We start from the raw sequence: 24,330 nt of genomic DNA, 5'->3' as shown, positions 1-24,330 counted from the left end.
CTCGACAGCGCTTCGCTTCTCTGCTAGCGCGTTCGTCCTTTAAGCACCCGGCTACAGGTGCCGCAGACCGCCACTTTAGGATAGAATGCCCGGCCTCCAGCACACCCCTTCCCAGAGGCTGTTCCGACGATGTTGATCCTGCGCGGCGCTCCCGCCCTTTCCGCTTTCCGCCATGGCAAATTGCTTGAGCAACTGACCAGCAAGGTGCCGGCCGTGACCGGGCTGTACGCCGAGTTCGCGCATTTCGCCGACGTGACGGGCGTGCTCAACGCCGATGAAGAACAAGTGCTGGCGCGGCTGCTCAAGTACGGCCCGAGCGTGCCGGTGCAGGAGCCCAGCGGCAAGCTGTTCCTGACCATCCCGCGTTTCGGCACCATTTCGCCCTGGTCGAGCAAGGCCAGCGACATTGCTCGCAACTGCGGCCTGGCCAAGGTCCAGCGCCTGGAGCGCGGCATTGCCTATTACATCAGCGGCGAGTTGAACGAGGCCGACAGCGCCGCCGTCGCCGCCCTGCTGCATGACCGCATGACTCAGCTTGTTCTGAATGCGCTGGAGGACGCCGCCGCGCTGTTCAGCCACGCCGAGCCCAAGCCGCTGACCGCCGTGGACGTGCTCGGTGGCGGTCGCGCTGCGCTGGAGCAGGCCAACCAGGATCTGGGCCTAGCCCTGGCCGAGGACGAAATAGACTACCTGGTGAAGAGCTTCAATGACCTGGGGCGCAATCCGCACGACATCGAACTGATGATGTTCGCCCAGGCCAACTCCGAGCACTGCCGCCACAAGATCTTCAATGCCAGTTGGGACATCGATGGCGAGAGCCAGGACAAGTCGCTGTTCGGCATGATCAAGAACACCTACCAGATGCACAGCGAAGGCGTGTTGTCCGCCTACAAGGACAACGCCTCGGTCATCGTTGGGCACACCGCCGGGCGTTTCTTCCCCAATCCCGAAACCCGCCAGTACGGCGCGGTACAGGAGCCGGTGCACATCCTGATGAAGGTGGAAACGCACAACCACCCGACCGCCATCGCCCCGTTCCCTGGTGCCTCCACCGGCTCCGGCGGCGAGATTCGTGACGAAGGCGCCACCGGTCGTGGTGCCAAGCCCAAGGCCGGTCTGACCGGCTTCTCGGTTTCCAACCTGAACATCCCCGATTTCCTCCAGCCTTGGGAAAAGCCCTACGGCAAGCCTGAGCGCATCGTCAGCGCGCTGGACATCATGATCGAAGGCCCGCTGGGCGGCGCCGCGTTCAACAACGAGTTCGGTCGCCCGGCGCTCAATGGTTACTTCCGTACCTTCGAACAGGCTGTCAGCAGCCCGCGCGGTGAAGAAGTGCGCGGCTACCACAAGCCGATCATGCTCGCCGGTGGCCTCGGCAACATCCGCGAAAACCACGTACAGAAGGGCGAGATCTCGGTCGGCGCCAAGCTGATCGTGCTCGGCGGCCCGGCCATGCTCATCGGTCTGGGTGGCGGCGCCGCTTCCTCGATGGCCACCGGTGCCAGCTCGGCCGACCTGGACTTCGCCTCGGTGCAGCGCGAGAACCCGGAAATGGAGCGCCGCTGCCAGGAGGTCATCGACCGCTGCTGGCAGTTGGGCGAAGCCAACCCGATCAAATTCATCCACGACGTCGGCGCTGGCGGTATCTCCAACGCCCTGCCGGAGTTGATCAATGATGGTGGTCGCGGTGGCCGTTTCGAACTGCGTAACGTGCCCAACGACGAGCCGGGCATGGCCCCGCACGAAATCTGGTGCAACGAGTCGCAGGAACGCTACGTGCTGAGCGTTGATGCGGCAGACTTCGAGCGCTTCCAGGCCATCTGCGAACGCGAGCGTTGCCCCTTCGCCGTGGTTGGCGAGGCCACCGCCGAGCCGCACCTGACGGTCACCGACAGTCACTTCAGCAATACCCCGGTGGACATGCCGCTGGAAGTGCTGCTGGGCAAGCCGCCGCGCATGCACCGCAGCGTCAGCCGCGAAGCGGAACAGGGCGATGACTTCAATGCCGCCAGCGTCGATATCGAAGAAGCGCTGGGCCGTGTGCTGCGTCATCCGGCCGTGGCCAGCAAGAGCTTCCTGATCACCATCGGCGATCGCACCATCACCGGCCTGGTGGCTCGCGACCAGATGGTCGGCCCCTGGCAGGTACCGGTGGCCGATTGCGCCGTCACCGCCACCAGCTTCGACGTCTATACCGGCGAAGCCATGGCCATGGGTGAGCGTACGCCGCTGGCGCTGCTCGACGCGCCGGCATCCGGTCGTATGGCCGTGGGTGAAACCATTACCAACCTGGCCGCGGCGCGCATCGGCAAGCTGTCCGACATCAAGCTGTCGGCCAACTGGATGGCTGCCGCCGGTCACCCGGGCGAAGATGCCCGCCTGTACGACACCGTCAAGGCCGTGGGCATGGAGCTGTGCCCGCAGCTCGGCATCACCATTCCGGTGGGCAAGGACTCCATGTCCATGAAGACCCGCTGGCAGGACGAGGGCGTCGACAAGAGCGTGACTGCGCCGCTGTCGTTGGTGATCTCCGGCTTCGCTCCGGTGCAGGACATCCGCCAGACCCTGACTCCGCAGCTGCGGATGGACAAGGGCGAGACCGACCTGATCCTGATCGACCTTGGTCGCGGTCAGAACCGCATGGGCGCCTCTATCCTGGCGCAGGTTTACGCGCAGATCGGCCAGCAGGTGCCGGACCTCGACGACCCCGAAGACCTCAAGGCCTTCTTCGCCGTGATTCAGGGCCTCAACGCCGATGGCCACCTGCTGGCTTACCACGACCGTTCCGACGGCGGCCTGCTGACCACCGTGCTGGAAATGGCCTTCGCCGGTCACTGCGGCCTGTCACTGAACCTCGATGCGCTGGCTGATGACAGCTCCGAGCTGCCGGCCGTGCTGTTCAACGAAGAGTTGGGCGCGGTGATCCAGGTTCGCCAGGACGCCACGCCGGAAGTGCTGGCGCAGTTCAGCGCCGCCGGTCTGGACGACTGCGTTGCGGTGATCGGTCAGGCCGTTAACAACGGCGAGGTCAGCATCAGCTTCAACGGTGAGCCGGTATTCGCTGGTGAGCGTCGCCTGCTGCAGCGTCAGTGGGCCGAAACCAGCTACCGCATCCAGCGCCTGCGCGACAACGCCCAGGGGGCCGACCAGGAATTCGACCTGCTGCTGGAAGAAGACAACCCTGGTCTGTCGGTCAAGCTGGGTTTCGACGTCAACCACGACATCGCTGCGCCCTACATCAAGAAGGGCGTGCGTCCGCAAGTGGCGATCCTGCGCGAGCAGGGCGTCAACGGCCAGGTGGAAATGGCGGCGGCATTCGATCGCGCCGGTTTCTCGGCGATCGACGTGCATATGAGCGATATTCTCGCCGGCCGCGTCAGCCTGGAAGAATTCAAGGGCCTGGTGGCCTGCGGCGGCTTCTCCTACGGTGACGTACTCGGCGCCGGTGAAGGTTGGGCCAAATCGGTGCTGTTCAACGCCCGCGCTCGCGATTCCTTCCAGGGGTTCTTCGAGCGCAAGGACAGCTTCGCCCTCGGCGTGTGCAACGGCTGCCAGATGATGAGCAACCTGCACGAGCTGATTCCGGGGACCGAGTTCTGGCCGCACTTCGTGCGCAACCGCTCCGAGCAGTTCGAGGCGCGCGTGGCCATGGTGCAGATCCAGGAGTCGGCGTCGATCTTCCTGCAGGGGATGGCCGGTTCGCGTATGCCGATCGCCATCGCCCACGGTGAGGGCCATGCCGAGTTCGAAAGCGAGGAGGCGCTGCTGGAGGCCGATCTGTCCGGCACCGTGGCCCTGCGCTTCGTCGACAACCATGGCAAGGTCACCGAAGCCTACCCGGCCAACCCCAACGGTTCGCCGCGCGGGATTACCGGTCTAACCAGCCGCGACGGCCGCGTCACCATCATGATGCCGCACCCGGAGCGTGTGTTCCGCGCGGTGCAGAACTCCTGGCGTCCGGATGAGTGGCAGGAAGACGGTGGCTGGATGCGCATGTTCCGCAACGCCCGCGTCTGGGTGGACTAAAAGCGGTCGCGTAGCGGCCTTCTGATGACCCTCTCCCGCTCGCGGGAGAGGGTGCCCGAAGGGCGGGAGAGGGCAAGCGGCCGCGCTCCGATCCAGCTTGAGCTTGTAGGTATTAGCGTCGGGGCGGGAGATGGTGTTCTAGCCAACACCAAACCCTCTCCCCAGCCCTCTCCCATAAATGGGAGAGGGAGCCGTCCGTAGCCCGGATGCAATCCGGGAATAATCCCTGGCAAACTCCCCGGATTCCATCCGGGCTACGCTGCCATGGCCGATAACTCTCAGCAGCTCCTCCCCGAAGTCCGCCTGGTCAGCCCCGGTGAGACACATCGGCTGTGCCGCTGCGGGCATTCGTCCGAGATGCCTAACTGCCCACCCGGCTGCGCCCAATCCCTGATCCTGCACCCCGAGCGCGAGCAGCGTCTGCTGTTGTGCCGTTGCGCACGTTCGGCGAGCCTGCCTTACTGCGATGGCAGCCACAGCCCTTTGGCACCCAGCCTGGCCGACAAATGGCGGCGCTTTTTCGGCGGCCGGTGAGAACGTCAGGCTGCTGGCCTGAGTCGAAAGCAACGGATGATTCTGAATGTCACGTATGGATTTGTGCGGGCGATCTCAAGACAAATACATGGCGAAGTGACATCATATTGGCGTCATGGATTGTCTGTTGTTCGGTTGCCCCATTTGCGGAGAACTTGATGTACAAACTGTGTTTCTACGTGCCGGAAGCCCATCTGGAACCGGTTAAAAAGGCTGTGTTTGCGGCCGGCGGCGGGCGCATCGGTCTTTACGACAGTTGTTGCTGGCAGGTGCTGGGCCAAGGTCAGTTCCGCGCCTTGGACGGTAGCCAGCCGTTCATCGGGCAGGTTGGCAGCGTCGAGCAGGTTGCCGAGTGGAAAGTGGAAATGGTCGTGGCTGACGAGATGATCCACGATGCCGTCAAGGCACTGAAGAAGAGCCATCCATACGAAACGCCCGCCTTCGATGTCTGGCGGCTGTCCGATCTGCAATTCTGAGTGGTATGAAAAAGGCGCCGATGGCGCCTTTTTTGATGTCTTCGCTCAGGGCCTGATTTCGATCAGCGTGCCATCATTGACCAGGCTCCACACCTCGCGCATGTCGTCGTTCTTCATGGCGATGCAGCCCTCCGTCCAGTCGAGGGTGTGGAAGAACCACTCCGGGTACTCCTCGTCCAGCGGTGTGCCGTGGATCATGATCATGCTGCCTGGCGGTACGCCGGCTTCCTTGGCCTTGGCCAGATCACGGGCGTTGGGGTAGGAAATGTGCAGCGACAGCTGGTACTTGTCGCTCGGCTTGCGCCAGTCGATCCAGTAGAAACCTTCAGGTGTGCGCAAGTCGCCTTCGCGCTGCTTGGCGCCGTCAGGCTGCTTGCCCAGAGAAATGCGATAGGACTTGATGGTCTCGCCACGCTGCTGCAGGTGCAGTTTACGTTCGGACTTGAGCACCAGTACCTTGTCAACGGTGCGGATGCTGGGCGCTGGCGTGGTGCTGGCCAGGGTGTTGAAGCTTAGGGTCAGGCAGAGCAGGGGCAGCAACCAGCGCATCGGGAATCGTCCGCAAGGGTCAACGAGGTGTGTAATGGGTACGCAGGGCTTCGAGTGGCTCATTGCGTACCGGGAAGGAGTTCTGCCGACGGTCGGCGAAGAAGCATTCTAAGGTACGGCCTATGGTCGGGAAAGCCAGCTCTGACCAGGGGATCTGCGATTCCTCGAACAGGCGTACCTCCAGGCTTTCCTCGCCGACGGCAAAGTCCAGATCGACCAGCTCGGCGCGAAACATCATGTACACCTGGCTGATGTGCGGCAGGTCGAAAAGGGTATAGAGGCTGAGGTCGCGCACTCGGGCGCAGGCTTCTTCGAGGGTTTCACGGGCGGCAGCCTGCTCGATGGTTTCGCCGTTCTCCATGAAGCCGGCAGGCAATGTCCAATAGCCGCGGCGTGGCTCTATCGCGCGGCGGCATAGCAGCACCTGGTCGCGCCATACGGGCAGGCAGCCGGCAACGATACGCGGGTTTTCATAATGCACGGTGTCGCAGTGACTGCAGACATGGCGCATGCGGTTGTCGCCGGCCGGGATCATGCGGGTGACGGGATTGCCGCACTGGTTGCAGAATTTCATACCCGTTCCTCTTGGTTCTGGCGCTATCTTGGCGACAGGATCGAGGCTCGGCAAGTCCGCTTTCGGGCTCCTGTCAGGCGCTCAAGAGCCGTCATCGGGGTTGGGCGGTCGGCTGCTTTCGTGCCATGATGCCTGGCAAAACAAGACTCCGAGTATGCCCATGCTGGACGAGTTGCTCCATCGCGTGCGTGGTTACAGCCCGCGCCCTCTGGAGACCGAGCGCAGCTTCCCCGAGGCGGCGGTGCTGGTCCCGATTACCCGCAGTGATGAACCTGAGCTGGTGCTGACCCTGCGCGCCAGTGGTTTGTCGACTCACGGTGGCGAGGTCGCCTTCCCCGGTGGCCGGCGCGATCCTGAAGACCGTGATCTGGTGGATACCGCGCTGCGTGAGGCCGAGGAAGAGATCGGCCTGCCGCCGGGGCTCGTGGAAGTGGTCGGTCCGCTCAGCAGTCTGGTGTCGCGCCATGGCATTCAGGTCACGCCTTACGTCGGGGTAGTGCCGGATTACGTCGAATACAAGGCCAACGATGCCGAGATCGCCTCGGTGTTCTCGGTGCCACTGGAGTTCTTCCGCGGCGATCCACGCGAGATGACCCACCGCATCGATTACCTCGGGCGCAGCTGGTACGTGCCGTCCTATACCTACGGCGAGTACCGCATCTGGGGGCTCACGGCGATCATGGTGGTGGAACTGGTCAATCTGGTCTTCGACGATGCTCAGATCGCCCTGCATCAGCCGCCCGAACATTTCATACACCTGCGCTGATAGCGCCGAGGACAGACGAGCATGAAATACCGCCTGGGAAGCTCCCGTGTCGATGCCCACCCTGATAGCTGGGTCGCGCCAAGCGCCGATCTGATCGGCAAGGTCCGCCTGGACGCGGGGGCCAGCGTCTGGTTCGGTGCGGTGTTGCGCGGCGACAACGAGCTGATCCATATCGGTGAGAACAGCAACGTGCAGGACGGCAGCGTCATGCACACCGACATGGGCTTTCCGTTGACCCTGGGCAAAGGCGTCACAGTCGGCCACAACGTGATGATGCACGGCTGCAGCGTCGACGATTACAGCCTGATCGGCATCAATGCGGTGATCCTCAACGGCGCCAAGATCGGCAAGTACTGCATCATCGGTGCCAATAGCCTGATTCCCGAAGGCAAGGTGATTCCCGATGGCAGCCTGGTCATGGGTAGCCCGGGCAAGGTGGTGCGCGAGCTGACCGATCAGCAGAAGAAGATGCTCGAAGCCAGTGCCGCCCACTACGTTCATAATGCGCAACGCTATGCCCGAGAGCTGGTTGTTGACGATGAATGACGAGAAACCCGTGCGCTCGCCCTGCGTACATGTCTGTGCGCTGGACGAGCAGGACATCTGCATCGGGTGTCAGCGCACGGCTGACGAAATCACCCGCTGGGGCCGCATGGACAATGCCGAGCGTCGCGCGGTGCTGCAGCTTTGCCTGGAGCGTGCCCGCGCCGGCGGCCTGCTACTGACGCCTTCCTGATTCACTGTTCGAGGAAACCCTCATGCCCCGTATTGGAACCCCTCTGTCGCCTTCCGCGACCCGCGTACTGCTGTGTGGCTGCGGCGAGCTCGGCAAGGAAGTGGTGATCGAGCTGCAGCGCCTGGGCTGCGAAGTCATTGGCGTGGATCGCTATGCCAATGCGCCCGCCATGCAGGTGGCCCACCGCAGTCACGTGATCGACATGCTCGACGGCGCGGCCCTGCGTGCGGTGATCGAGAAGGAGCGGCCGCACTACATCGTCCCTGAGATCGAGGCGATCGCCACTGCCACGCTGGTCGAGCTGGAGGCCGAGGGCTTCAATGTGGTGCCGACCGCGCGTGCCGCACAGCTGACCATGAACCGCGAAGGCATTCGTCGTCTGGCGGCCGAGGAGCTGGGCTTGCCGACCTCGCCGTATCATTTCTCCGACACCTTCGAGGACTACGTCGCCGCGGTGAAGTCCGTCGGTTACCCCTGCGTGGTCAAGCCGATCATGAGTTCTTCCGGCAAGGGCCAGAGCGTGCTCAAGAGCGACGCCGACCTTCAGCGTGCCTGGGATTACGCCCAGGAAGGCGGTCGTGCCGGCAAGGGCCGAGTGATCGTCGAGGGATTCATCGACTTCGACTACGAAATCACCCTGCTCACCGTGCGCCATGCCGCGGGTACCAGTTTCTGTGCACCCATAGGCCACCGCCAGGAGAACGGCGACTACCAGGAGTCCTGGCAGCCGCAGCCGATGAGCCCGAAAGCACTGGCCGAGTCAGAGCGAGTCGCCCTGGCCGTGACCGAAGCGCTGGGCGGGCGTGGTCTGTTCGGTGTCGAACTGTTCGTCAAAGGCGATCAGGTGTGGTTCAGCGAGGTCTCGCCGCGCCCGCATGACACCGGTTTGGTGACGTTGATCTCTCAGGAGCTTTCCGAATTCGCCCTGCATGCCCGCGCCATTCTCGGTCTGCCGATTCCTGTTATCCGGCAGATGGGGCCGTCGGCGTCGGCGGTGATTCTGGTGGAAGGCGATTCGCAGCAGGCCAGTTTCGCCAATCTCGGCGAGGCGCTGCGTGAACCGGATACCGCCCTGCGTCTGTTCGGCAAGCCGGAAGTCAAAGGCCTGCGGCGCATGGGCGTGGCGCTGGCACGTGACGAGTCCATCGACGCGGCTCGCGCCAAGGCGCTGCGCAGCGCGCAAGCGGTTCGCGTCCAGCTGTGAGTCGGCACGCGCTGTGGTGGCTGGCGACCTTGCCGCTGCTGCCATTGGCGCTGCCTCTCGCCTTGCGCGCCCGGCGCACCGCGTTGCGTCTGCCGATTGCGCAGGGTGAGCCGAGTGGCATTGCCGCTGCGCATTTGCCGGGTGCGCCGTTGCGCCTACTGCTGATCGGTGAATCGACCGTGGCCGGCGTCGGTGTCAGCCGTTTCGACCAGTCTCTGGCGAGTTGTCTGGCCGCTGCCCTGGCCGAGCGTCTGGGGCGGCCGGTGCGCTGGCGCGCCTGTGGCGAGAACGGCATCACCGCGTCTCAGGCCCATGAGCGCCTGCTGCCGTTGGCGTTGGCAGAGCCGGCCGACCTGGCGCTGCTGGTATTCGGTGTCAATGACACGACGCACCTCACGGCGAGCAAGCGCTGGCAGCAGGCACTTGCTGCAATGGCCGATGCGCTGGCAGCTCGAGGTTGTCGCGTAGCGTTCAGCGCCGTACCGCCGCTACAGCATTTCAGTGCCTTGCCCTGGCTGTTGCGGCAGTTGATGGGCTGGCGCGCTGGTTTGCTCGATGCTGAATTGCGGGGGTTATCGCAACGCCTAGGGGCGATGCATTGTGCGCTGGATCTGCCGTTCGAGGCGTACTACCTGGCCGAGGATGGCTATCATCCGTCGGCGCTGGGCTATAGGCAGTGGGCAGCGGGTCTTGCCGAGCGCCTCACTCCGTCTCTGCAGCGCTCGGCTTGACCTTTTCCACCTGCCAGACGCGCACGCTCTTCACCCGGTTTTCCGCGGCCTGGAGGATCTCCAGCCGATAAGGGCCGATCTTCAGGCAGACACTGCTGTCGGGGATGGTTTCCAGCGCTTCGGTGATCAGGCCATTGAGGGTCTTGGGGCCATCGCTGGGCAGGTGCCAGCCGAGGGTCTTGTTCACTTCGCGAATATAGGCCGCACCATCGATCACCAGCGTGCCGTCTTCCTGTGGGTGGATATCGGGGCTGCGCAGGCTGTCCTGGTTGCTGAAGTCGCCGACGATCTCTTCGAGGATGTCTTCCAGGGTGACGATCCCGATCACGTCGCCGTACTCGTCGACGACGATGCCGATGCGCCGCTTCTGCTTCTGGAAGTTGATCAGCTGGGTCGCCAGTGGCGTGTTTTCCGGAATGAAATACGGCTCGTTGCAGGCTGCCAGCAACGTGTCCTTGGTCAGTTGGTTATGTGTCAGCAGGCGGGCGATCTGGCGCATATGCACCACACCTTCGATCTGGTTGATGTCGCCACGGAACACCGGCAGGCGCGTATGCGGCGTGCTGCGCAACTGGCCGACGATGACCTCGAGATCGTCCTCAAGGTCGATGCCGGCCACTTCGTTGCGCGGGATCATGATGTCATCGACCGTGACCCGCTCCAGATCGAGGATGCCCAGCAGCATGTTCTGGCGATTCAGCGGCAGCTCCGAGCCGGACTCGCGTACCACGCTGCGTAGCTCCTCAGTGGACAGGCTGTCGCTGGCGCGCTGAGCGGGATCGATACCGACCAGACGCAGCAGGCCGTTACTGATCACGCTGGTCAGCCATACCACCGGGTAGAGCAGGAGCAGCAACAGGTTCAGCACACGACTGGCGGGGAAGGCCACCAGCTCCGGGCGCAGGGCCGCCAGGGTCTTGGGTGTGATTTCGCCGAAGATCAGGACGATGATAGTCAGGCCAGCGGTGGCGATGGCAATACCGGCTTCGCCCCATAGATCCACCGCCAGCACGGTGGCGATGGAGGCGGCGAGAATGTTGACCACGTTGTTGCCGACCAGAATAGTGCCGAGCAGGCGGTCGGGGCGGTCGAGCAGTCGGGTCACGCGTTTGGCGCCGCTGTGTCCTTCCTTAGCCAGGTGCTTGAGCCTGTAGCGGTTGAGGCTGAGCATGCCAGTCTCGGAGCTGGAGAAGAACGCCGAGCAGAGAATGAGAAAAACCAGCAGGCCGAGCAGGTAGCTCGAATGAATGTCGTCCACGACGTCTGCCTCAGATGTGCAGGATGAATTCGCGCACCAGCTTGCTGCCGAAGTAGGCCAGCATCAGCAGGCAGAACCCGGCGAGGGTCCAGCGAATGGCCTTGTGACCGCGCCAGCCGAGCTGGTGGCGACCCCACAGCAGAACCGCGAACACCACCCAGGCGAAGCAGGACAGGATGGTCTTGTGCACCAGGTGCTGGGCGAACAGGTCATCGATGTACAGCGCGCCGGACAGCAGCGACAGCGACAGCAGTAGCCAGCCAGCGAAAAGGAAGCCGAACAGCAGGCTTTCCATGGTCTGCAGCGGCGGGAAGTTGCGGATCAGCCCGGATGGATGTTTGTGCTTGAGCTGATAGTCCTGCAGCAGCAGCAGAACTGACTGGAACACGGCAATGGTGAGCATGCCGTAGGCAAGCACCGACAGCAGGATATGGGCGAGGATTCCGGGGTGTTCGTCGATCGGGTTGATTGTGCCGCTGGGCATGAACTCGGCGGCCAGGACCGTCAGCGTGCCGAGCGGGAACAGCAATAGCAGCAGGTTTTCCACCGGAATGCGCATGCAGGCCAGAAGAATCAGGCCGATGACCGCGCAGGCGATCAGGCTGGCAGCATTGAAGAAGTCCAGATTCAGGCCATGCGCGTCGTACAGCTGGAAAAACAGGCTGACGACATGCAGGCACAAGGCGAGCACACCAAGCGACACCAGCAGGCGTTTGTCGGGGATGCTGCGCTGCGTCAGGCGCAGACCTTGGTAAGCGGCGGCGCCGGCATAAAGGAGGGCGGCGGCGAGGCTGGGCAACAGAGGGTGCATAAATCCGTGTAAGGCGAGCCCGAAAGGCGCTGAGTGTGGCACAGATGGACGTCAGCACGAAAGACTGCCGGCGGTGTCGGCAGCTCGGCGACTCCGCTATAATCCGCCGCCTGTCGTACACCCGGCGCGCCGGGTCGCACCTATCGAAGGAACGCGCATGTTCGAAAATCTTACCGATCGCCTGTCCCAGACGCTGCGTAACGTCACGGGCAAGGCCAAGCTGACCGAAGACAACATCAAGGATACGCTGCGCGAAGTGCGCATGGCCCTGCTCGAGGCCGACGTGGCTCTGCCGGTGGTCAAGGACTTCGTCGGCAAGGTCAAGGAGCGTGCCGTCGGCACCGAGGTGTCCAAGAGCCTGACTCCTGGCCAGGCGTTCGTGAAGATCGTCCGCGCCGAGCTGGAAGAACTGATGGGCGCGGCCAACGAAGACCTGGCGCTCAACGCCGCGCCGCCTGCCGTCGTGCTGATGGCGGGTTTGCAGGGCGCGGGCAAGACCACCACCGCCGGCAAGCTGGCCAAGTTCCTCAAGGAGCGTAAGAAGAAATCGGTGCTGCTGGTGTCCGCCGACGTCTATCGTCCGGCGGCGATCAAGCAGCTGGAAACCCTGGCGGGCGATCTGGGCGTCACCTTCTTCCCTTCCGATGTCAGTCAGAAGCCGGTGGACATCGCCAATGCGGCGATCCGCGAAGCCAAGCTGAAGTTCATCGACGTGGTCGTCCTCGATACCGCCGGCCGTCTGGCCGTGGATGCCGAGATGATGGCCGAGATCCAGGCGCTGCACGCGGCCGTCAAGCCGGTCGAAACCCTGTTCGTGGTCGATGCCATGACCGGTCAGGACGCTGCCAACACCGCCAAGGCGTTCAGCGATGCGCTGCCGCTGACCGGTGTGGTGCTGACCAAGGTCGACGGTGACGCTCGCGGTGGTGCCGCGCTGTCGGTGCGCCACATCACCGGCAAGCCGATCAAGTTCATCGGTATGGGTGAGAAGAGCGACGCGCTCGAGCCTTTCCACCCGGATCGTATCGCTTCGCGCATCCTCGGCATGGGCGACGTGCTCAGCCTGATCGAGCAGGCCGAGCAGACCCTCGATCGCGAAAAGGCCGAGAAGCTCACCAAGAAGCTGAAGAAGGGCAAGGGCTTCGACCTCGAAGACTTCCGTGACCAGCTGCAGCAAATGAAGAACATGGGCGGTCTCGGTGGCCTGATGGACAAACTACCATCCATTGGTGGCGTCAACCTGTCCCAGATGGGCAACGCCCAGGGCGCGGCCGAGAAGCAGTTCAAGCAGATGGAGGCGATCATCAACTCGATGACGCCGGCCGAGCGCCGCGACCCGGACATCATCAGTGGCTCGCGCAAGCGCCGCATCGCGCTTGGCTCCGGCACCCAGGTGCAGGACATCGGCCGTCTGATCAAGCAGCACAAGCAGATGCAGAAGATGATGAAGAAATTCACCGCCAAGGGCGGCATGGCCAAGATGATGCGCGGCATGGGGGGCATGCTCCCCGGCGGCGGAATGCCGAAATTCTGAGGCCTGCGCCCCGGTCGATGGCCGGGCGGAAAAAGAGATTTGCAAACCGCCGCATAATCCTTAAAATATGCGGCCTTTCGGGCCTAGGCCCATTTTTAATGTGTGCCTCAAGTTAGCACCGACTATAGGAACGATGTTCACATGGTAACCATCCGTCTTGCTCGTGGCGGCTCCAAAAAGCGCCCCTTCTACCACCTGACCGTGACCAACAGCCGCAACGCGCGCGATGGTCGTTTCGTTGAGCGTATCGGTTTCTTCAACCCGATCGCTGCTGGTGGCGAAGTTCGTCTGTCCGTCGACCAAGAGCGTGCGACCTACTGGCTGGGCCAGGGCGCTCAGCCGTCTGAGCGTGTTGCTCAGCTGCTCAAGGAAGCTGCCAAGGCTGCTGCCTAAGCATCTTCTATGAGTACGACGCCGGCCGTCGCCGAGGATTTGATCGTTCTCGGCAAGATTGTTTCGGTGCACGGCGTCAGGGGTGAAGTGAAGGTGTATTCCTTTACCGATCCCATCGATAACGTGCTCGATTACCAAAACTGGACGCTCAGGCGTGACGGTGAGGTAAAGAAAGTGGAACTGGCCAGCGGCCGCCTGCAAGGCAAGGTGCTGGTAGCCAAACTGAAAGGTCTGGATGATCGCGAAATTGCGCGTACCTACGCCGGTTTCGAGATCTGCGTACCGCGCAGCGAGCTGCCGGACCTGGAAGAGGGCGAGTTCTACTGGTACCAGTTGCAGGGCTTGAAGGTCATCGATCAGGCGGGGCAGTTGCTTGGCATGGTCGACCATCTGTTCGAGACCGGTGCCAACGATGTGATGGTGGTCAAGGCTTGTGCAGGCAGCCTGGATGATCGCGAGCGTTTGCTGCCCTACACGGATCAGTGTGTGCTTTCGATCGATCTGGCCGCTGGCGAGATGCGGGTCGACTGGGATGCGGATTTCTAAGGCTCATGCGCGTAGAAGTCATCACCCTGTTCCCGGAAATGTTCGCCGCCATCGGCGAGTACGGTATCACCAGTCGTGCGGTCAGGCAGGAACTGCTCAAGCTCACCTGCTGGAATCCGCGGGACTATACGACGGATCGCCACCATACGGTGGATGACCGCCCCTTCGGCGGTGGTCCGGGGATGGTGATGAAGATCAAGCCTCTCGAGGATGCCTTGGCCAGCGCCAGGCAGGCCGCGGGGGAGACGGCGAAGGTGATCTACCTGTCGCCGCAGGGGCGTAGTCTGAATCAGGCTGCGGTCCGCGAGCTGGCGCAGGAGGATGCACTGATCCTGATCGCCGGACGTTATGAAGGCATCGACGAGCGTTTCATCGAGGCGCATGTCGATGAGGAATGGTCGATTGGCGACTACGTCCTGTCCGGCGGTGAGCTGCCGGCCATGGTGCTGATCGATGCGGTGACGCGCCTTTTGCCTGGTGCATTGGGTCATGCCGATTCGGCCGAGGAGGACTCCTTTACGGATGGCCTGCTCGACTGCCCGCATTACACCCGCCCGGAGGTGTATGCGGATAAACGTGTTCCCGAAGTGTTGCTTAGTGGCAACCACGAACACATCCGGCGCTGGCGTTTGCAGCAGTCCCTTGGTCGGACCTGGGAACGCCGCGCTGATCTTCTGGATAGCCGCTCGCTTTCTGGAGAAGAGAAGAAGCTGCTGGAGGAATACATCCGCCAGCGGGACGATAGTTAACGTATCGATGGCAGGCCGGGAGGCTTGTCTTAGGAGCGCAGCATGACCAACAAGATTATCCAGATGCTCGAAGCCGAGCAGATGAACAAAGAAATCCCGACTTTCGCACCGGGCGACACCGTTGTCGTGCAAGTGAAAGTGAAGGAAGGTGACCGTCAGCGTCTGCAGGCTTTCGAAGGCGTTGTGATCGCCAAGCGTAACCGCGGCCTGAACAGCGCCTTCACCGTCCGCAAGATCTCCAGCGGTGTTGGCGTCGAGCGTACCTTTCAGACCTACTCGCCGCTGGTCGACAGCCTGAGCGTCAAGCGTCGCGGTGACGTACGCAAAGCCAAGCTGTACTACCTGCGCGACCTGTCCGGCAAAGCCGCGCGCATCAAGGAAAAGCTGTCCTAAGTTCGGACGCTTCTCTGAAAAAAGCAGCCTACGGGCTGCTTTTTTCGTTTCTGGCGTCCAGTAATCATGAGTAGCAACGGCATGACTCCAAGAGAGCAAGAAATTCAGCGGCGCATCGCGCTATCGGAAACCTGCGTGACCAAGGCGGTTTTTCCGCCGACGACCAATCACCACAACACTCTGTTCGGCGGCACGGCGTTGGCCTGGATGGACGAGGTGTCGTTCATTGCTGCCACGCGCTTCTGTCGCCTGCCGCTGGTGACGGTCTCCAGCGACCGCATCGACTTCAAGCATGCGATACCGGCCGGCTCGATCGTCGAGCTGATCGGACGGGTAATCAAGGTCGGCAATACCAGCCTCAAGGTGGAGGTCGAGGTGTTTGTCGAGGGGCTTTATCAGGAGGGGCGTGAGCGGGCGATCAGCGGTAGTTTCAGTTTCGTCGCCGTCGATGATCAGCAAAAGCCCGTGCCGGTGCTGCCGGGCTTCGCTCAGTGAGGCGTCTCAGGGGCGCAGGCTGATTTTCAGGCTGGCCTGTGACAGGTCGATATTGTGCAGGCTCAGGTTGCCGAAGCTCTGGCCTGCCGGCGCATCCTTGACGCGGATGTTGTCGAAGCTCAGCTCGCCGATGGAGCTGGGCAGGTTGACGTTGAACGAGTCGTCATTGTTCAGCGTCGAGCGCAGCTTGCCGGTGTCATAGCGCACGTCGCGCAGGCTGGTTTCGGCGTCCAGATTGTCGAGTACCGGCATCACCAGCTTGGCCAGTTGCTTGACCGTACCCAGGCCATCACCACTTTCGGCGCGCAGTAGCAAGCCTTGCAGTGCATCGTCCAGGCCTTGAGCGCTGACCGAGCTCATTTCGCTGTCGCTGAGCGACTGCATGCCGCGCGGTGTTTCGTCCTGGCTGATGGTACTTGGCGGCTGTAGTCGCTGGATGTCGGCGCTGGCCATCTGGAATGGAGTCATCAGGGCAGCCACCAAAGTGGCAGCCAGGCGCAGGTTGCTCTGTTTCTTCAGTGCCTTGCTCAGTTGCTTCTGGGTGAGCAGGCCTTGCTCTACGAGGACCTCGCCGAGGCGTTTATGGTTGGTCAGCTGTGCCTTGATCGCCGCATCCAGTTGCGTGCTGGTAATCAGTCCCTTGTTGATCAGAATCTGGCCGAGTCGCGAGTTTACGTGTTGGGACATGAAGGTCTACCGGAAGGTGATGGCATGGTGAAATCATCTGCTCGTGATCGTTGGCTGTCACCCAACCAAAGGCAGGGTTTCCTGTCGCGCCGGGTTGTGAGTCGAGGCGTTTCTGCACAGCCATTAGGGGCGATGTTTCTTCCATTCACACCGAGAGTGGGCGGTGCGGTGCACTGGTACGTCAATGGCGGGCTGTGGAACACTTGCTGCTCCTACTGTCGAAGGTCAATCGATGTCTTCCACCCTGGCTCACCCTCTTATCGAGCGCTTTCTTGAGGCGCTATGGTTGGAAAAGGGGCTCTCCGCCCACACTCAGGCTGCCTACCGCAGTGATCTGGAGCACTTCAATGCCTGGCTCGATTCGCGTGGCTTGGCGCTGCAGCACATTGGTCGCGATGCCATTCTCGATCACCTGGCCTGGCGTCTGGAGCAGGGCTATCAGGCGCGTTCCACTGCGCGTTTTCTCTCCGGAGTGCGTGGTTTCTACCGTTTCCTGCTGCGTGAAACGCTGATCAGCGAAGATCCAACCTTGCAGGTCGAATTGCCGCAGATCGGCCGGCCGCTGCCCAAGTCACTGTCCGAAGCGGATGTCGAGGCTCTGCTGCAGGCGCCGGATCTGGATGACCCCATTGGTCTGCGTGACCGCGCCATGCTCGAAGTGCTGTATGCCTGCGGCTTGCGCGTCAGTGAGTTGGTCGGTCTGACGCTGGAGCAGGTCAATCTGCGTCAGGGTGTGCTGCGGGTGTTCGGCAAGGGCAGCAAGGAGCGTCTGGTGCCACTGGGCGAAGAGGCCATTGCCTGGATCGAGCGCTACATGCGCGAGGCGCGCCCGTTGTTGTTGGGCGGTAAACCCAGCGATGTGTTGTTTCCCAGCCTGCGCGGCGAGCAGATGACTCGGCAGACTTTCTGGCATCGCATCAAGCACCAGGCGCAGGTCGCCGGTATCAGCAAGGCGCTGTCGCCGCATACGTTGCGCCATGCCTTCGCCACGCACCTGCTCAATCATGGCGCCGACCTGCGTGTGGTGCAGATGCTGCTGGGGCACAGCGACCTGTCTACCACCCAGATCTATACCCACATCGCGCGCGCTCGCCTGCAGGAGTTGCATGCGCAGCACCACCCGCGTGGCTGACTGCTTATAAGCGAAGCCCCGTGACCGTTGCCGGTGGCGGGGCTCGCTCTTGCCGGTCGCCTTTTACCCTCGCAGGTGAGTCGGGGCATCAGCTCTGGCTGGTGCAGGCATCGGACAGTTGTTCGTAGTCGAGAACCTTCACGTCACCTGCGCTGTTGCGGTAGGTCATCTGCGCTGTCACCACTTCGCACTGCGGGCTATTGGGCACGTCGATGGAAATCACTTTGGTAATATCCAGGTTCTGGCCGTAGCGGTAGGGCGTGGCCTCGGCGCTGTGGGCGGGGGTGGTGAGCGACGCGCTGAGTGCGATGGCGGTCAGTGCGGTGGCGAACAGGGTGCGGGTTTTCATGGTGGTTCTCCTCTTGAGGCCGCGCTCGGGCTCTGGCCGCGAGCGCTGGCTGCTATCTGTCAGACGATGGTCAGGGTGACGTCGATGTTGCCGCGGGTGGCGTTGGAGTACGGGCAAACGATGTGCGCGCGATCCACCAGGGTTTGTGCGGCTTCCGGGGCCAGGCCGGGCAGGCTGATGCGCAGTTCCACTTCGATGCCGAAGCCGGTGGGGATGGCGCCGATGCCGACGGTGCCCTCGATGAAGGTGTCAGCCGGGATGCTCAGCTTGTCGCGGGCGGCGACGAATTTCAGGGCGCCGAGGAAGCAGGCGGAATAACCGGCCGCGAACAGCTGCTCCGGGTTGGTGCCGTTACCGCCGGCGCCGCCGAGTTCTTTCGGGGTAGTCAGGGCGATATCGAGGATGCCGTCGGAGGAAACGGCGCGGCCTTCGCGGCCACCAAAGGCTTCAGCGGTTGCACGGTAGAGAACGTTTTCGATAGTCATGGCGGTGAGCCTTGTCGGTGAGTTGGGATGGATTGGTTCGCTAATCATTTGTTCGCTAACCGTTTCCATGGGTCGAACTGTATTGCGATAAATATTAGTGCGCAAGATAAATATATGGATCGTTTCGCTATATGTCTTGATGCTCTTGGAATAAGGCTTTGAAGGGCGCTGTTCTGGTGGGTGTCCGGCCTTTGCTCGTGGCGAGGCTTATGCGCCGTTTGCTACCTGATCGGCTGTCTAGCGCACCATCTGTGGTAGGCTGTAGCGATTTTCACCGGTCCGTCGTTCGACAGGAGTGTTCATGTCCTTGACCCGTATTTCCATTGCTCTGGCGCTTGCGCTGGGCAGTAGCGTCACGCTGGCTGCCGACCCTGATCAGGTCATCCGTCAGTCGCTGAAGTCGCTCGATGCCAGCCTGCCCATCGAGGCCATTGCCGAGAGCCCGATGACCGGTATCTATCAGGTTCAACTGGAAGGAGGGCGTCAGCTCTACACCAGTGCCGATGGTCAGTTCCTGATTCAGGGCTACCTGTTCCAGGTCAAGGATGGCAAGGCTGTCAACCTGACCGAGATCGAAGAAAGTCGCGCGGTGGCCAAGCAGATCAACGCCATTCCTGCCAACGAAATGGTGGTGTTCGCGCCCAAGGCGCCGAAGACCCACATCACCGTCTTCACCGATACCGACTGTGGTTATTGCCAGAAGCTGCACAGCGAAGTGCCCGAGCTCAACCGTCTGGGCGTCGAAGTGCGTTATGTTGCGTTCCCGCGCCAGGGGTTGAACAGCCCAGCGGCCAAGGAGCTGGTCAGCGTCTGGTGCGCCAAGGACCAGCAGGAAGCGATGAATCGCGCCAAGACTCGCCAGAGCGTCGCCGACGCTACCTGTGACAATCCTGTAGCCAAGCAGTATCAGCTTGGCCAGATGATCGGCGTCAACGGCACGCCGGCCATCGTGCTGGCCAACGGCAAGATGATTCCGGGCTACCAGCCGGCGCCGCAGCTCGCCAAGATTGCGCTGGAGTCCAACGACTGACGCGCCGATTGACTAACAAACAGCCGCTTCGTAAGGTGCGGCTCTTTATCTGCGGCCGGGGCATGCTCCGGCCGTTTCGTGCAGTGCTGATGGGGAATTGAGTGTGAAGCCGGTCAAAGTGGGCATCTGTGGGTTGGGCACCGTCGGTGGCGGTACTTTGAATGTACTCAAGCGCAATGCCGAGGAGATTACTCGGCGCGCCGGTCGCGGCATCGAGATTGCCCAGATCGCCATTCGCTCGCCCAAGCCGCAGTACGACACCACCGGCATTGCCATGACCAGCGATGTCTTCGAGTTGGTCAACAACCCCGAGATCGACATCGTCATCGAGCTGATCGGCGGCTACACCCTGGCCAAAGAGCTGGTGCTCAAGGCCATCGAGAATGGCAAGCATGTGGTCACCGCCAACAAGGCGCTGATTGCCGTGCACGGTAACGAGATCTTCGCCAAGGCACGTGAGAAGGGCGTTATCGTCGCCTTCGAAGCCGCCGTGGCTGGTGGCATTCCGGTGATCAAGGCGATCCGTGAAGGCCTGTCGGCCAACCGTATCAACTGGCTGGCCGGCATCATCAACGGCACCGGCAACTTCATTCTCACCGAAATGCGCGAGAAGGGTCGTGCCTTCGAAGACGTACTCAAGGAAGCGCAGGCGCTGGGTTATGCCGAAGCCGATCCGACCTTCGACGTCGAAGGCATCGATGCCGCACACAAGCTGACCATTCTGGCGTCTATCGCCTTCGGTATTCCGCTGCAGTTCGACAAGGCCTATACCGAAGGCATCACCAAGCTGACCACGGCTGACGTGAACTATGCCGAGGCCCTGGGCTATCGCATCAAGCACCTGGGTGTGGCTCGTCGTACCGAGGCAGGCATCGAGCTGCGCGTGCACCCGACGCTGATTCCGGCCGATCGTCTGATCGCCAACGTCAATGGCGTGATGAACGCGGTGATGGTCAATGGCGATGCGGTTGGTAGCACGCTGTATTACGGCGCTGGTGCAGGCATGGAGCCGACTGCGTCGGCAGTGGTGGCCGACCTGGTGGACGTGGTGCGAGCACTGACCACCGATCCGACCAATCGCGTACCGCACCTGGCCTTCCAGCCGGACTCGCTGTCCGACCACCCGATCCTGCCCATCGAAGAGTGCGAGAGCGCCTACTACCTGCGCATCCAGGCCAAGGATCACCCGGGTGTGCTGGCCCAGGTGGCGAGCATCCTTTCCGAGCGCGGTATCAATATCGAGTCGATCATGCAGAAGGAAGCCGAGGAGCAGGACGGCCTGGTGCCGATGATCCTCGTAACCCACCGCGTGGTCGAGGCGCGTATCATCGAGGCCATCGCCGCCATGGAAGCGCTGGATGGCGTGACCTCGCCGGTCATGCGTCTGCGCGTCGAACAGCTCAATTAACTCGGGCTGCAGGCTTCAGGCTACAGGCCGCAGGCGAGTTTGCCTGAAGCTTGAAGCCTGAGGCCTGAGGCCAAAACCGAAGGTTTTGAACAATGCGCTATATCAGTACCCGCGGCCAGGCGCCGGCCCTGAACTTCGAAGATGTGCTGCTGGCTGGCCTGGCCAGCGATGGCGGCCTCTACGTGCCGGAAAATCTGCCGCGTTTCACCGTCGAGGAAATCGCTTCCTGGGCGGGTCTGCCGTATCACGAGTTGGCCTTCCGGGTGATGCGCCCGTTCGTCGCCGGCTCCATCGCCGATGCCGACTTCAAGAAGATCCTCGAAGAGACATATGGTGTGTTCGCTCACAATGCGGTCGCTCCGCTGCGTCAGCTGAACGGCAACGAGTGGGTGCTCGAGCTGTTCCACGGCCCGACCCTGGCGTTCAAGGATTTCGCCCTGCAGCTGCTCGGTCGCCTGCTCGATCATGTGCTGGCCAAGCGCGGCGAGCGTGTGGTGATCATGGGCGCCACCAGTGGCGACACCGGCTCGGCGGCAATCGAAGGCTGCAAGGCCTGCGATAACGTCGATATCTTCATCATGCACCCGCACAACCGTGTGTCCGAAGTGCAGCGCCGGCAGATGACCACCATCCTCGGCGAGAACATCCACAACATCGCCATCGAAGGTAACTTCGATGACTGTCAGGAGATGGTCAAGGCCAGCTTTGCCGATCAGGGCTTCCTCAAGGGCACCCGTCTGGTGGCGGTCAACTCGATCAACTGGGCGCGGATCATGGCCCAGATCGTCTACTACTTCCACGCGGCTCTGCAGCTCGGCGGCCCGGCGCGTTCCATCGCGTTCTCGGTGCCGACCGGCAACTTCGGCGACATCTTCGCCGGCTACCTGGCGCGCAACATGGGCCTGCCGGTCAGTCAACTGATCGTCGCCACCAACCGCAACGATATCCTGCATCGCTTTATGAGCGGCAATCAGTACGTCAAGGAAACCCTGCACCCGACCCTGTCGCCGTCGATGGACATCATGGTCTCGTCCAACTTCGAGCGCCTGCTGTTCGATCTGCATGGCCGCAATGGTGCTGCCATCGCCAGTCTGATGGACAGCTTCAAACAGGGTGGCGGTTTCAGTGTCGAGGAAGATCGCTGGACCGAGGCGCGCAAGCTGTTCGATTCGCTGGCAGTGAATGACGAGCAGACCTGCGAGACCATCACCGAGGTGTATCAGGAGTGCGGCGAGCTGCTCGATCCGCACACTGCCATCGGCGTGCGTGCTGCGCGCGAATGCCGCCGCAGCCTGGCGACGCCCATGGTGGTGCTGGGCACCGCCCATCCGGTCAAGTTCCCCGAGGCAGTGGAGAAGGCTGGTATCGACGCGGCTCCCGCCTTGCCGGCGCACCTGGCTGACCTGTTCCAGCGTGAGGAGCGCTGCACGGTGCTGGCCAATGACCTGAAGGCTGTACAGCAATTCGTTGCGGCCCATGGCAATCGCGGCAAGCCGCTCTGAGGTTTCCGCTTCGATGAAGCCGGCGCCCTTGTGGCGCCGGTTTCGTTTGTGGCTGGTTCAGAGGGCGAAGATCAATGCCAGTAGCGCCATCAGAATGATCAGGATCAGCCAGATCACCGCGTTCAGGCGGCTGGCGCGGACTACGCCTGCACCGCGCAGATGCACGGGTGGGTCGCTTTCCAGATACTGGTCGATACGGCGTTCGGCCTCCTGTTGGTCCGCTGCCAGGTACTCGCTCAGTAGGTCGATGGCTGCCTGTCGTTGGCCGGCGTGTACGAGTTGGCGGACTGCGGGTGGAAGTTCGTTCATGGCGCTGCCTGTCTCTCGGGGTGCGGGTTCGGGGTCATAACTGCGACCCGGTTAGCGCTTTTTTCCGTGCGCAACGGAAGCGTCTGCGGTTTAATTCGACACTTCGCGAATGGAAGCGTTTTGCTCGAATCATGGATGAGCCTGGGTGTCTGCCTCTCTTCTTTCCCATTCCCGTGAATTCTTCGGCGTTTTCTGCCGAGGATGACTCCTGCGCGCTGGTCTGACGAACGGCATCACATTTATTACATGTAATTGCTTTACTGCTTACATGTGAGAGGCTAGTCTTCAATTCATGGATAGCAAATCATCAGCCCATTACCAGCGTCTTTATCGTCAGCGCCTGCGCGAGCAGGGATTGGTGAAGAAGGAGGTCTGGATCTTGCCCGAGCATGCGCCGCTGTTGGTCGCGTTCGAGCGCAAACTGCGCCAGCCACAGTCAATGCTGGCTTCGATGGAGAAGGAGGAGGGTATGAATATGCCTCAAGTTTGGACCGCTCAGGCGCTGCACGAAGCGCTGGCGGCAACGGAACTGTTCCAAAACGGCCAGGCCGGCATCGAGCTGATTCAGGGCGCCGACGCCAGCCTGCACATCACCATGCGCGAATACGGCGACCTGCCGCTGTTCATCGCCGTATTCGGCGAGCAGATCATCGTCGAAGCACTGCTCTGGCCCGCGACGGACGTGAAAGATGCCGCTGCCTTCAACGAAGAAGTGTTGCGTACCCACAAGCTGTTCCCACTGTCGTCCATCGGCCTGGAGAAGATGGTCGACGGCCGTGGCTGCTACACCATGTTCGGTGCGCTGAGTTCCTACTCGAGCCTGTCCGACGTGGTGTTCGAGATCGAGCTGTTGGCGGACAACGTGATCAAAGCCACCGAAGCCTACGAAGGCTTCCTCAAGTCTGGCGCCTGAGAGGAGATAGGACGATGAATGTCTGGAGCAAATTGCTGACGGCGCTGCGTGGCGGTGCCAATGAAATGGGTGAGGCGGTGGTCGACAGTCAGGCGCTGCGTATCCTCGATCAGGAAATCCGCGACGCCGATCTCGAGTTGCGCAAGTCCAAGGAAGCGCTGGCCGAGATCATGGCCAAGCACAAACTGGCCAGCGACAAGGCGAACAAGAGCGCGGCGAGTATCGCCGAGTACGAGCAGTACGCACTCAAGGCGCTCGAAGCCGGCAACGAAACCCTGGCCAAGGAAGTGGCCGAAAAGATCGCCAATCTGGAAATCGAGCAGGCCAGCGAGCGCGAGCAGGCCGAAGGCTTCGCCGCCAGCGTAGCCCAGTTGCGCAAGGCCGTGACCCAGGCCGAGGGCAATATCAAGCGCCTCAAGCAGCAGGTGGATACGGTCAAGGCCACCGAGAGCGTGCAGAAGGCGCAGATGGCCGTGGCCCAGCGCTACGGCGGCTCGCAAGCCAAGCTGCAGACGGCGGTCGAGTCGCTCGAACGCATCAAGCAGAAGCAGGCCGAGCGCGCGGCGAAGATGGAGGCCTCGGCCGAGCTGGCCGCCACCAGTGCGCCTGACGACTCGCTGGAAGCCAAGCTGCGTGCGGCCGGTATCAAGGCCGACAACGCCAGTGCCGACAGTGTGCTGGCCCGGCTGAAGGATAAGTCCAAGGCCTGATCAGGGGCGCATGAATCGGCCGGTGCAAGC

The 24,330-nt window shown here is 62.1% G+C and carries 28 protein-coding genes; 20 read left to right on the top strand and 8 right to left on the bottom strand.

Annotation, left to right across the window (positions count from 1 at the left end; all coding sequences use genetic code 11):
• The first annotated feature begins 129 nt into the window (after positions 1 to 129).
• From purL to EL191_RS17845, 3 genes are all read left to right on the top strand, one after another.
• Positions 130 to 4,026 (top strand): phosphoribosylformylglycinamidine synthase, encoded by a 3,897-nt coding sequence (gene purL / locus EL191_RS17855; protein ID WP_041979668.1) that lies wholly within the window; start codon positions 130 to 132, stop codon positions 4,024 to 4,026.
• Positions 4,027 to 4,290: 264 nt separating this feature from the next.
• The gene (locus EL191_RS17850; RefSeq protein ID WP_080764283.1) at positions 4,291 to 4,560 is read left to right on the top strand and encodes a CDGSH iron-sulfur domain-containing protein; all 270 of its coding nucleotides are present in this window, start codon (positions 4,291 to 4,293) and stop codon (positions 4,558 to 4,560) included.
• 158 nt (positions 4,561 to 4,718) lie between these two features.
• Complete coding sequence (locus tag EL191_RS17845; RefSeq protein ID WP_017363877.1) at positions 4,719 to 5,036, top strand: Nif3-like dinuclear metal center hexameric protein; 318 nt, start codon at positions 4,719 to 4,721, stop codon at positions 5,034 to 5,036.
• A gap of 45 nt (positions 5,037 to 5,081) precedes the next feature.
• On the opposite strand, the gene EL191_RS17840 is transcribed toward EL191_RS17845, so the two are convergent.
• Positions 5,082 to 5,585: a L,D-transpeptidase family protein gene (locus EL191_RS17840; RefSeq protein WP_041979670.1), complete on the bottom strand. Its 504-nt coding sequence runs from the start codon at positions 5,583 to 5,585 to the stop codon at positions 5,082 to 5,084.
• A gap of 19 nt (positions 5,586 to 5,604) precedes the next feature.
• On the bottom strand, positions 5,605 to 6,159 hold the full coding sequence (locus EL191_RS17835) for an NUDIX hydrolase (protein WP_041979671.1): 555 nt from the start codon (positions 6,157 to 6,159) through the stop codon (positions 5,605 to 5,607).
• A gap of 160 nt (positions 6,160 to 6,319) precedes the next feature.
• On the opposite strand from EL191_RS17835, the gene EL191_RS17830 reads away from it, so the two are divergent.
• Genes EL191_RS17830 through EL191_RS17810 form a run of 5 tightly spaced genes read left to right on the top strand, consistent with a single transcriptional unit; the run spans position 6,320 to position 9,596 of the window.
• The gene (locus EL191_RS17830) at positions 6,320 to 6,925 is read left to right on the top strand and encodes a CoA pyrophosphatase (RefSeq protein WP_013716820.1); all 606 of its coding nucleotides are present in this window, start codon (positions 6,320 to 6,322) and stop codon (positions 6,923 to 6,925) included.
• 21 nt (positions 6,926 to 6,946) lie between these two features.
• The gene (locus EL191_RS17825) at positions 6,947 to 7,471 is read left to right on the top strand and encodes a gamma carbonic anhydrase family protein (RefSeq protein WP_041979672.1); all 525 of its coding nucleotides are present in this window, start codon (positions 6,947 to 6,949) and stop codon (positions 7,469 to 7,471) included.
• Positions 7,464 to 7,661 (top strand): DUF1289 domain-containing protein, encoded by a 198-nt coding sequence (locus tag EL191_RS17820; protein ID WP_041979673.1) that lies wholly within the window; start codon positions 7,464 to 7,466, stop codon positions 7,659 to 7,661. The genes EL191_RS17825 and EL191_RS17820 overlap by 8 nt, the downstream gene beginning before the upstream one ends.
• A 22-nt stretch (positions 7,662 to 7,683) precedes the next feature.
• Complete coding sequence (gene purT, locus EL191_RS17815) at positions 7,684 to 8,865, top strand: formate-dependent phosphoribosylglycinamide formyltransferase (RefSeq protein WP_041979674.1); 1,182 nt, start codon at positions 7,684 to 7,686, stop codon at positions 8,863 to 8,865.
• Positions 8,862 to 9,596, top strand: a complete 735-nt coding sequence (locus tag EL191_RS17810) for an SGNH/GDSL hydrolase family protein (RefSeq protein WP_041979675.1) — start codon at positions 8,862 to 8,864, stop codon at positions 9,594 to 9,596. Before purT ends, EL191_RS17810 begins: the two co-directional genes overlap by 4 nt.
• On the opposite strand, the gene EL191_RS17805 is transcribed toward EL191_RS17810, so the two are convergent.
• Both EL191_RS17805 and EL191_RS17800 read right to left on the bottom strand, forming a co-directional pair.
• On the bottom strand, positions 9,568 to 10,854 hold the full coding sequence (locus tag EL191_RS17805) for an HlyC/CorC family transporter (RefSeq protein WP_041979676.1): 1,287 nt from the start codon (positions 10,852 to 10,854) through the stop codon (positions 9,568 to 9,570). The genes EL191_RS17810 and EL191_RS17805 overlap by 29 nt on opposite strands.
• A 10-nt stretch (positions 10,855 to 10,864) precedes the next feature.
• Positions 10,865 to 11,665, bottom strand: coding sequence for a cytochrome C assembly family protein (locus EL191_RS17800; protein ID WP_013716814.1), 801 nt, complete (start codon positions 11,663 to 11,665; stop codon positions 10,865 to 10,867).
• A gap of 157 nt (positions 11,666 to 11,822) precedes the next feature.
• Here EL191_RS17800 and ffh point away from each other — a divergent pair, with 157 nt between their 5' ends.
• The 6 genes from ffh (at position 11,823) to EL191_RS17770 (ending at position 15,775) form a co-directional block, all read left to right on the top strand.
• Positions 11,823 to 13,199: a signal recognition particle protein gene (gene ffh / locus EL191_RS17795; protein ID WP_041979677.1), complete on the top strand. Its 1,377-nt coding sequence runs from the start codon at positions 11,823 to 11,825 to the stop codon at positions 13,197 to 13,199.
• 141 nt (positions 13,200 to 13,340) lie between these two features.
• Positions 13,341 to 13,592, top strand: a complete 252-nt coding sequence (gene rpsP / locus EL191_RS17790) for a 30S ribosomal protein S16 (protein ID WP_003246162.1) — start codon at positions 13,341 to 13,343, stop codon at positions 13,590 to 13,592.
• A 9-nt stretch (positions 13,593 to 13,601) separates the two neighbouring features.
• The gene (rimM, locus tag EL191_RS17785) at positions 13,602 to 14,138 is read left to right on the top strand and encodes a ribosome maturation factor RimM (protein WP_041979678.1); all 537 of its coding nucleotides are present in this window, start codon (positions 13,602 to 13,604) and stop codon (positions 14,136 to 14,138) included.
• 5 nt (positions 14,139 to 14,143) lie between these two features.
• Positions 14,144 to 14,887, top strand: coding sequence for a tRNA (guanosine(37)-N1)-methyltransferase TrmD (gene trmD, locus EL191_RS17780; RefSeq protein WP_041979679.1), 744 nt, complete (start codon positions 14,144 to 14,146; stop codon positions 14,885 to 14,887).
• A 42-nt stretch (positions 14,888 to 14,929) separates the two neighbouring features.
• Positions 14,930 to 15,280, top strand: coding sequence for a 50S ribosomal protein L19 (rplS, locus tag EL191_RS17775; protein WP_003246155.1), 351 nt, complete (start codon positions 14,930 to 14,932; stop codon positions 15,278 to 15,280).
• Between the two features lie 81 nt (positions 15,281 to 15,361).
• Entirely contained in the window at positions 15,362 to 15,775 is a 414-nt protein-coding gene (locus tag EL191_RS17770) for an acyl-CoA thioesterase (RefSeq protein WP_017363866.1), read from the top strand.
• A 6-nt stretch (positions 15,776 to 15,781) separates the two neighbouring features.
• Here the strand turns inward: EL191_RS17770 and EL191_RS17765 are convergent, their stop codons facing one another.
• On the bottom strand, positions 15,782 to 16,462 hold the full coding sequence (locus tag EL191_RS17765; RefSeq protein ID WP_041979680.1) for a hypothetical protein: 681 nt from the start codon (positions 16,460 to 16,462) through the stop codon (positions 15,782 to 15,784).
• Positions 16,463 to 16,694: 232 nt separating this feature from the next.
• On the opposite strand from EL191_RS17765, the gene xerD reads away from it, so the two are divergent.
• On the top strand, positions 16,695 to 17,594 hold the full coding sequence (gene xerD, locus EL191_RS17760; protein ID WP_026042250.1) for a site-specific tyrosine recombinase XerD: 900 nt from the start codon (positions 16,695 to 16,697) through the stop codon (positions 17,592 to 17,594).
• A gap of 88 nt (positions 17,595 to 17,682) precedes the next feature.
• On the opposite strand, the gene EL191_RS17755 is transcribed toward xerD, so the two are convergent.
• Positions 17,683 to 17,943 (bottom strand): DUF2790 domain-containing protein, encoded by a 261-nt coding sequence (locus tag EL191_RS17755; protein ID WP_041979682.1) that lies wholly within the window; start codon positions 17,941 to 17,943, stop codon positions 17,683 to 17,685.
• 59 nt (positions 17,944 to 18,002) lie between these two features.
• Positions 18,003 to 18,428 (bottom strand): organic hydroperoxide resistance protein, encoded by a 426-nt coding sequence (locus EL191_RS17750; RefSeq protein WP_036994554.1) that lies wholly within the window; start codon positions 18,426 to 18,428, stop codon positions 18,003 to 18,005.
• A gap of 301 nt (positions 18,429 to 18,729) precedes the next feature.
• On the opposite strand from EL191_RS17750, the gene EL191_RS17745 reads away from it, so the two are divergent.
• From EL191_RS17745 to thrC, 3 genes are all read left to right on the top strand, one after another.
• Positions 18,730 to 19,458 (top strand): thioredoxin fold domain-containing protein, encoded by a 729-nt coding sequence (locus EL191_RS17745; RefSeq protein ID WP_041979684.1) that lies wholly within the window; start codon positions 18,730 to 18,732, stop codon positions 19,456 to 19,458.
• A gap of 103 nt (positions 19,459 to 19,561) precedes the next feature.
• Positions 19,562 to 20,866 carry a homoserine dehydrogenase gene (locus EL191_RS17740; protein ID WP_041979685.1) on the top strand — a complete coding sequence of 435 codons (1,305 nt, stop codon included), beginning with the start codon at positions 19,562 to 19,564 and terminating at the stop codon, positions 20,864 to 20,866.
• A 92-nt stretch (positions 20,867 to 20,958) separates the two neighbouring features.
• Positions 20,959 to 22,368, top strand: a complete 1,410-nt coding sequence (gene thrC, locus EL191_RS17735; RefSeq protein WP_041979687.1) for a threonine synthase — start codon at positions 20,959 to 20,961, stop codon at positions 22,366 to 22,368.
• 57 nt (positions 22,369 to 22,425) lie between these two features.
• Here thrC and EL191_RS17730 read toward each other — a convergent pair whose 3' ends face one another.
• The gene (locus EL191_RS17730; protein ID WP_041979688.1) at positions 22,426 to 22,677 is read right to left on the bottom strand and encodes a hypothetical protein; all 252 of its coding nucleotides are present in this window, start codon (positions 22,675 to 22,677) and stop codon (positions 22,426 to 22,428) included.
• A gap of 292 nt (positions 22,678 to 22,969) precedes the next feature.
• Between EL191_RS17730 and bacA the strand changes: the two genes are divergently transcribed.
• Together bacA and EL191_RS17720 are read left to right on the top strand one after the other, a co-directional pair.
• Positions 22,970 to 23,590, top strand: a complete 621-nt coding sequence (gene bacA, locus EL191_RS17725) for a biofilm formation regulator BacA (RefSeq protein ID WP_041979689.1) — start codon at positions 22,970 to 22,972, stop codon at positions 23,588 to 23,590.
• A gap of 14 nt (positions 23,591 to 23,604) precedes the next feature.
• On the top strand, positions 23,605 to 24,300 hold the full coding sequence (locus tag EL191_RS17720; RefSeq protein WP_013716801.1) for a PspA/IM30 family protein: 696 nt from the start codon (positions 23,605 to 23,607) through the stop codon (positions 24,298 to 24,300).
• Positions 24,301 to 24,330: the final 30 nt, after the last annotated feature.

The sequence above is a fragment of the Pseudomonas mendocina genome, assembly GCF_900636545.1.
GTDB classification, from domain to species: Bacteria; Pseudomonadota; Gammaproteobacteria; order Pseudomonadales; family Pseudomonadaceae; genus Aquipseudomonas; species Aquipseudomonas mendocina.
Note: the sequence above shows the minus strand (reverse complement) of the source record. Positions and strands in the feature narration are given on the sequence as shown.

Bases quoted from the DNA above. Each gene is read 5' to 3' on its own strand.
- EL191_RS17820 (WP_041979673.1), top strand. From the start codon at position 7,464: ATGAATGACGAGAAACCCGTGCGCTCGCCCTGCGTACATGTCTGTGCG.
- purL (WP_041979668.1), top strand. From the start codon at position 130: ATGTTGATCCTGCGCGGCGCTCCCGCCCTTTCCGCTTTCCGCCATGGC.
- EL191_RS17730 (WP_041979688.1), bottom strand. From the start codon at position 22,677: ATGAACGAACTTCCACCCGCAGTCCGCCAACTCGTACACGCCGGCCAA.
- xerD (WP_026042250.1), top strand. From the start codon at position 16,695: ATGTCTTCCACCCTGGCTCACCCTCTTATCGAGCGCTTTCTTGAGGCG.
- EL191_RS17840 (WP_041979670.1), bottom strand. From the start codon at position 5,585: ATGCGCTGGTTGCTGCCCCTGCTCTGCCTGACCCTAAGCTTCAACACC.
- rpsP (WP_003246162.1), top strand. From the start codon at position 13,341: ATGGTAACCATCCGTCTTGCTCGTGGCGGCTCCAAAAAGCGCCCCTTC.
- EL191_RS17850 (WP_080764283.1), top strand. From the start codon at position 4,291: ATGGCCGATAACTCTCAGCAGCTCCTCCCCGAAGTCCGCCTGGTCAGC.
- EL191_RS17845 (WP_017363877.1), top strand. From the start codon at position 4,719: ATGTACAAACTGTGTTTCTACGTGCCGGAAGCCCATCTGGAACCGGTT.
- EL191_RS17835 (WP_041979671.1), bottom strand. From the start codon at position 6,159: ATGAAATTCTGCAACCAGTGCGGCAATCCCGTCACCCGCATGATCCCG.
- EL191_RS17800 (WP_013716814.1), bottom strand. From the start codon at position 11,665: ATGCACCCTCTGTTGCCCAGCCTCGCCGCCGCCCTCCTTTATGCCGGC.
- EL191_RS17830 (WP_013716820.1), top strand. From the start codon at position 6,320: ATGCTGGACGAGTTGCTCCATCGCGTGCGTGGTTACAGCCCGCGCCCT.
- bacA (WP_041979689.1), top strand. From the start codon at position 22,970: ATGGATAGCAAATCATCAGCCCATTACCAGCGTCTTTATCGTCAGCGC.
- rimM (WP_041979678.1), top strand. From the start codon at position 13,602: ATGAGTACGACGCCGGCCGTCGCCGAGGATTTGATCGTTCTCGGCAAG.
- thrC (WP_041979687.1), top strand. From the start codon at position 20,959: ATGCGCTATATCAGTACCCGCGGCCAGGCGCCGGCCCTGAACTTCGAA.
- EL191_RS17720 (WP_013716801.1), top strand. From the start codon at position 23,605: ATGAATGTCTGGAGCAAATTGCTGACGGCGCTGCGTGGCGGTGCCAAT.
- EL191_RS17825 (WP_041979672.1), top strand. From the start codon at position 6,947: ATGAAATACCGCCTGGGAAGCTCCCGTGTCGATGCCCACCCTGATAGC.
- EL191_RS17770 (WP_017363866.1), top strand. From the start codon at position 15,362: ATGACTCCAAGAGAGCAAGAAATTCAGCGGCGCATCGCGCTATCGGAA.
- purT (WP_041979674.1), top strand. From the start codon at position 7,684: ATGCCCCGTATTGGAACCCCTCTGTCGCCTTCCGCGACCCGCGTACTG.
- EL191_RS17765 (WP_041979680.1), bottom strand. From the start codon at position 16,462: ATGTCCCAACACGTAAACTCGCGACTCGGCCAGATTCTGATCAACAAG.
- ffh (WP_041979677.1), top strand. From the start codon at position 11,823: ATGTTCGAAAATCTTACCGATCGCCTGTCCCAGACGCTGCGTAACGTC.
- EL191_RS17750 (WP_036994554.1), bottom strand. From the start codon at position 18,428: ATGACTATCGAAAACGTTCTCTACCGTGCAACCGCTGAAGCCTTTGGT.
- EL191_RS17755 (WP_041979682.1), bottom strand. From the start codon at position 17,943: ATGAAAACCCGCACCCTGTTCGCCACCGCACTGACCGCCATCGCACTC.
- trmD (WP_041979679.1), top strand. From the start codon at position 14,144: ATGCGCGTAGAAGTCATCACCCTGTTCCCGGAAATGTTCGCCGCCATC.
- rplS (WP_003246155.1), top strand. From the start codon at position 14,930: ATGACCAACAAGATTATCCAGATGCTCGAAGCCGAGCAGATGAACAAA.
- EL191_RS17745 (WP_041979684.1), top strand. From the start codon at position 18,730: ATGTCCTTGACCCGTATTTCCATTGCTCTGGCGCTTGCGCTGGGCAGT.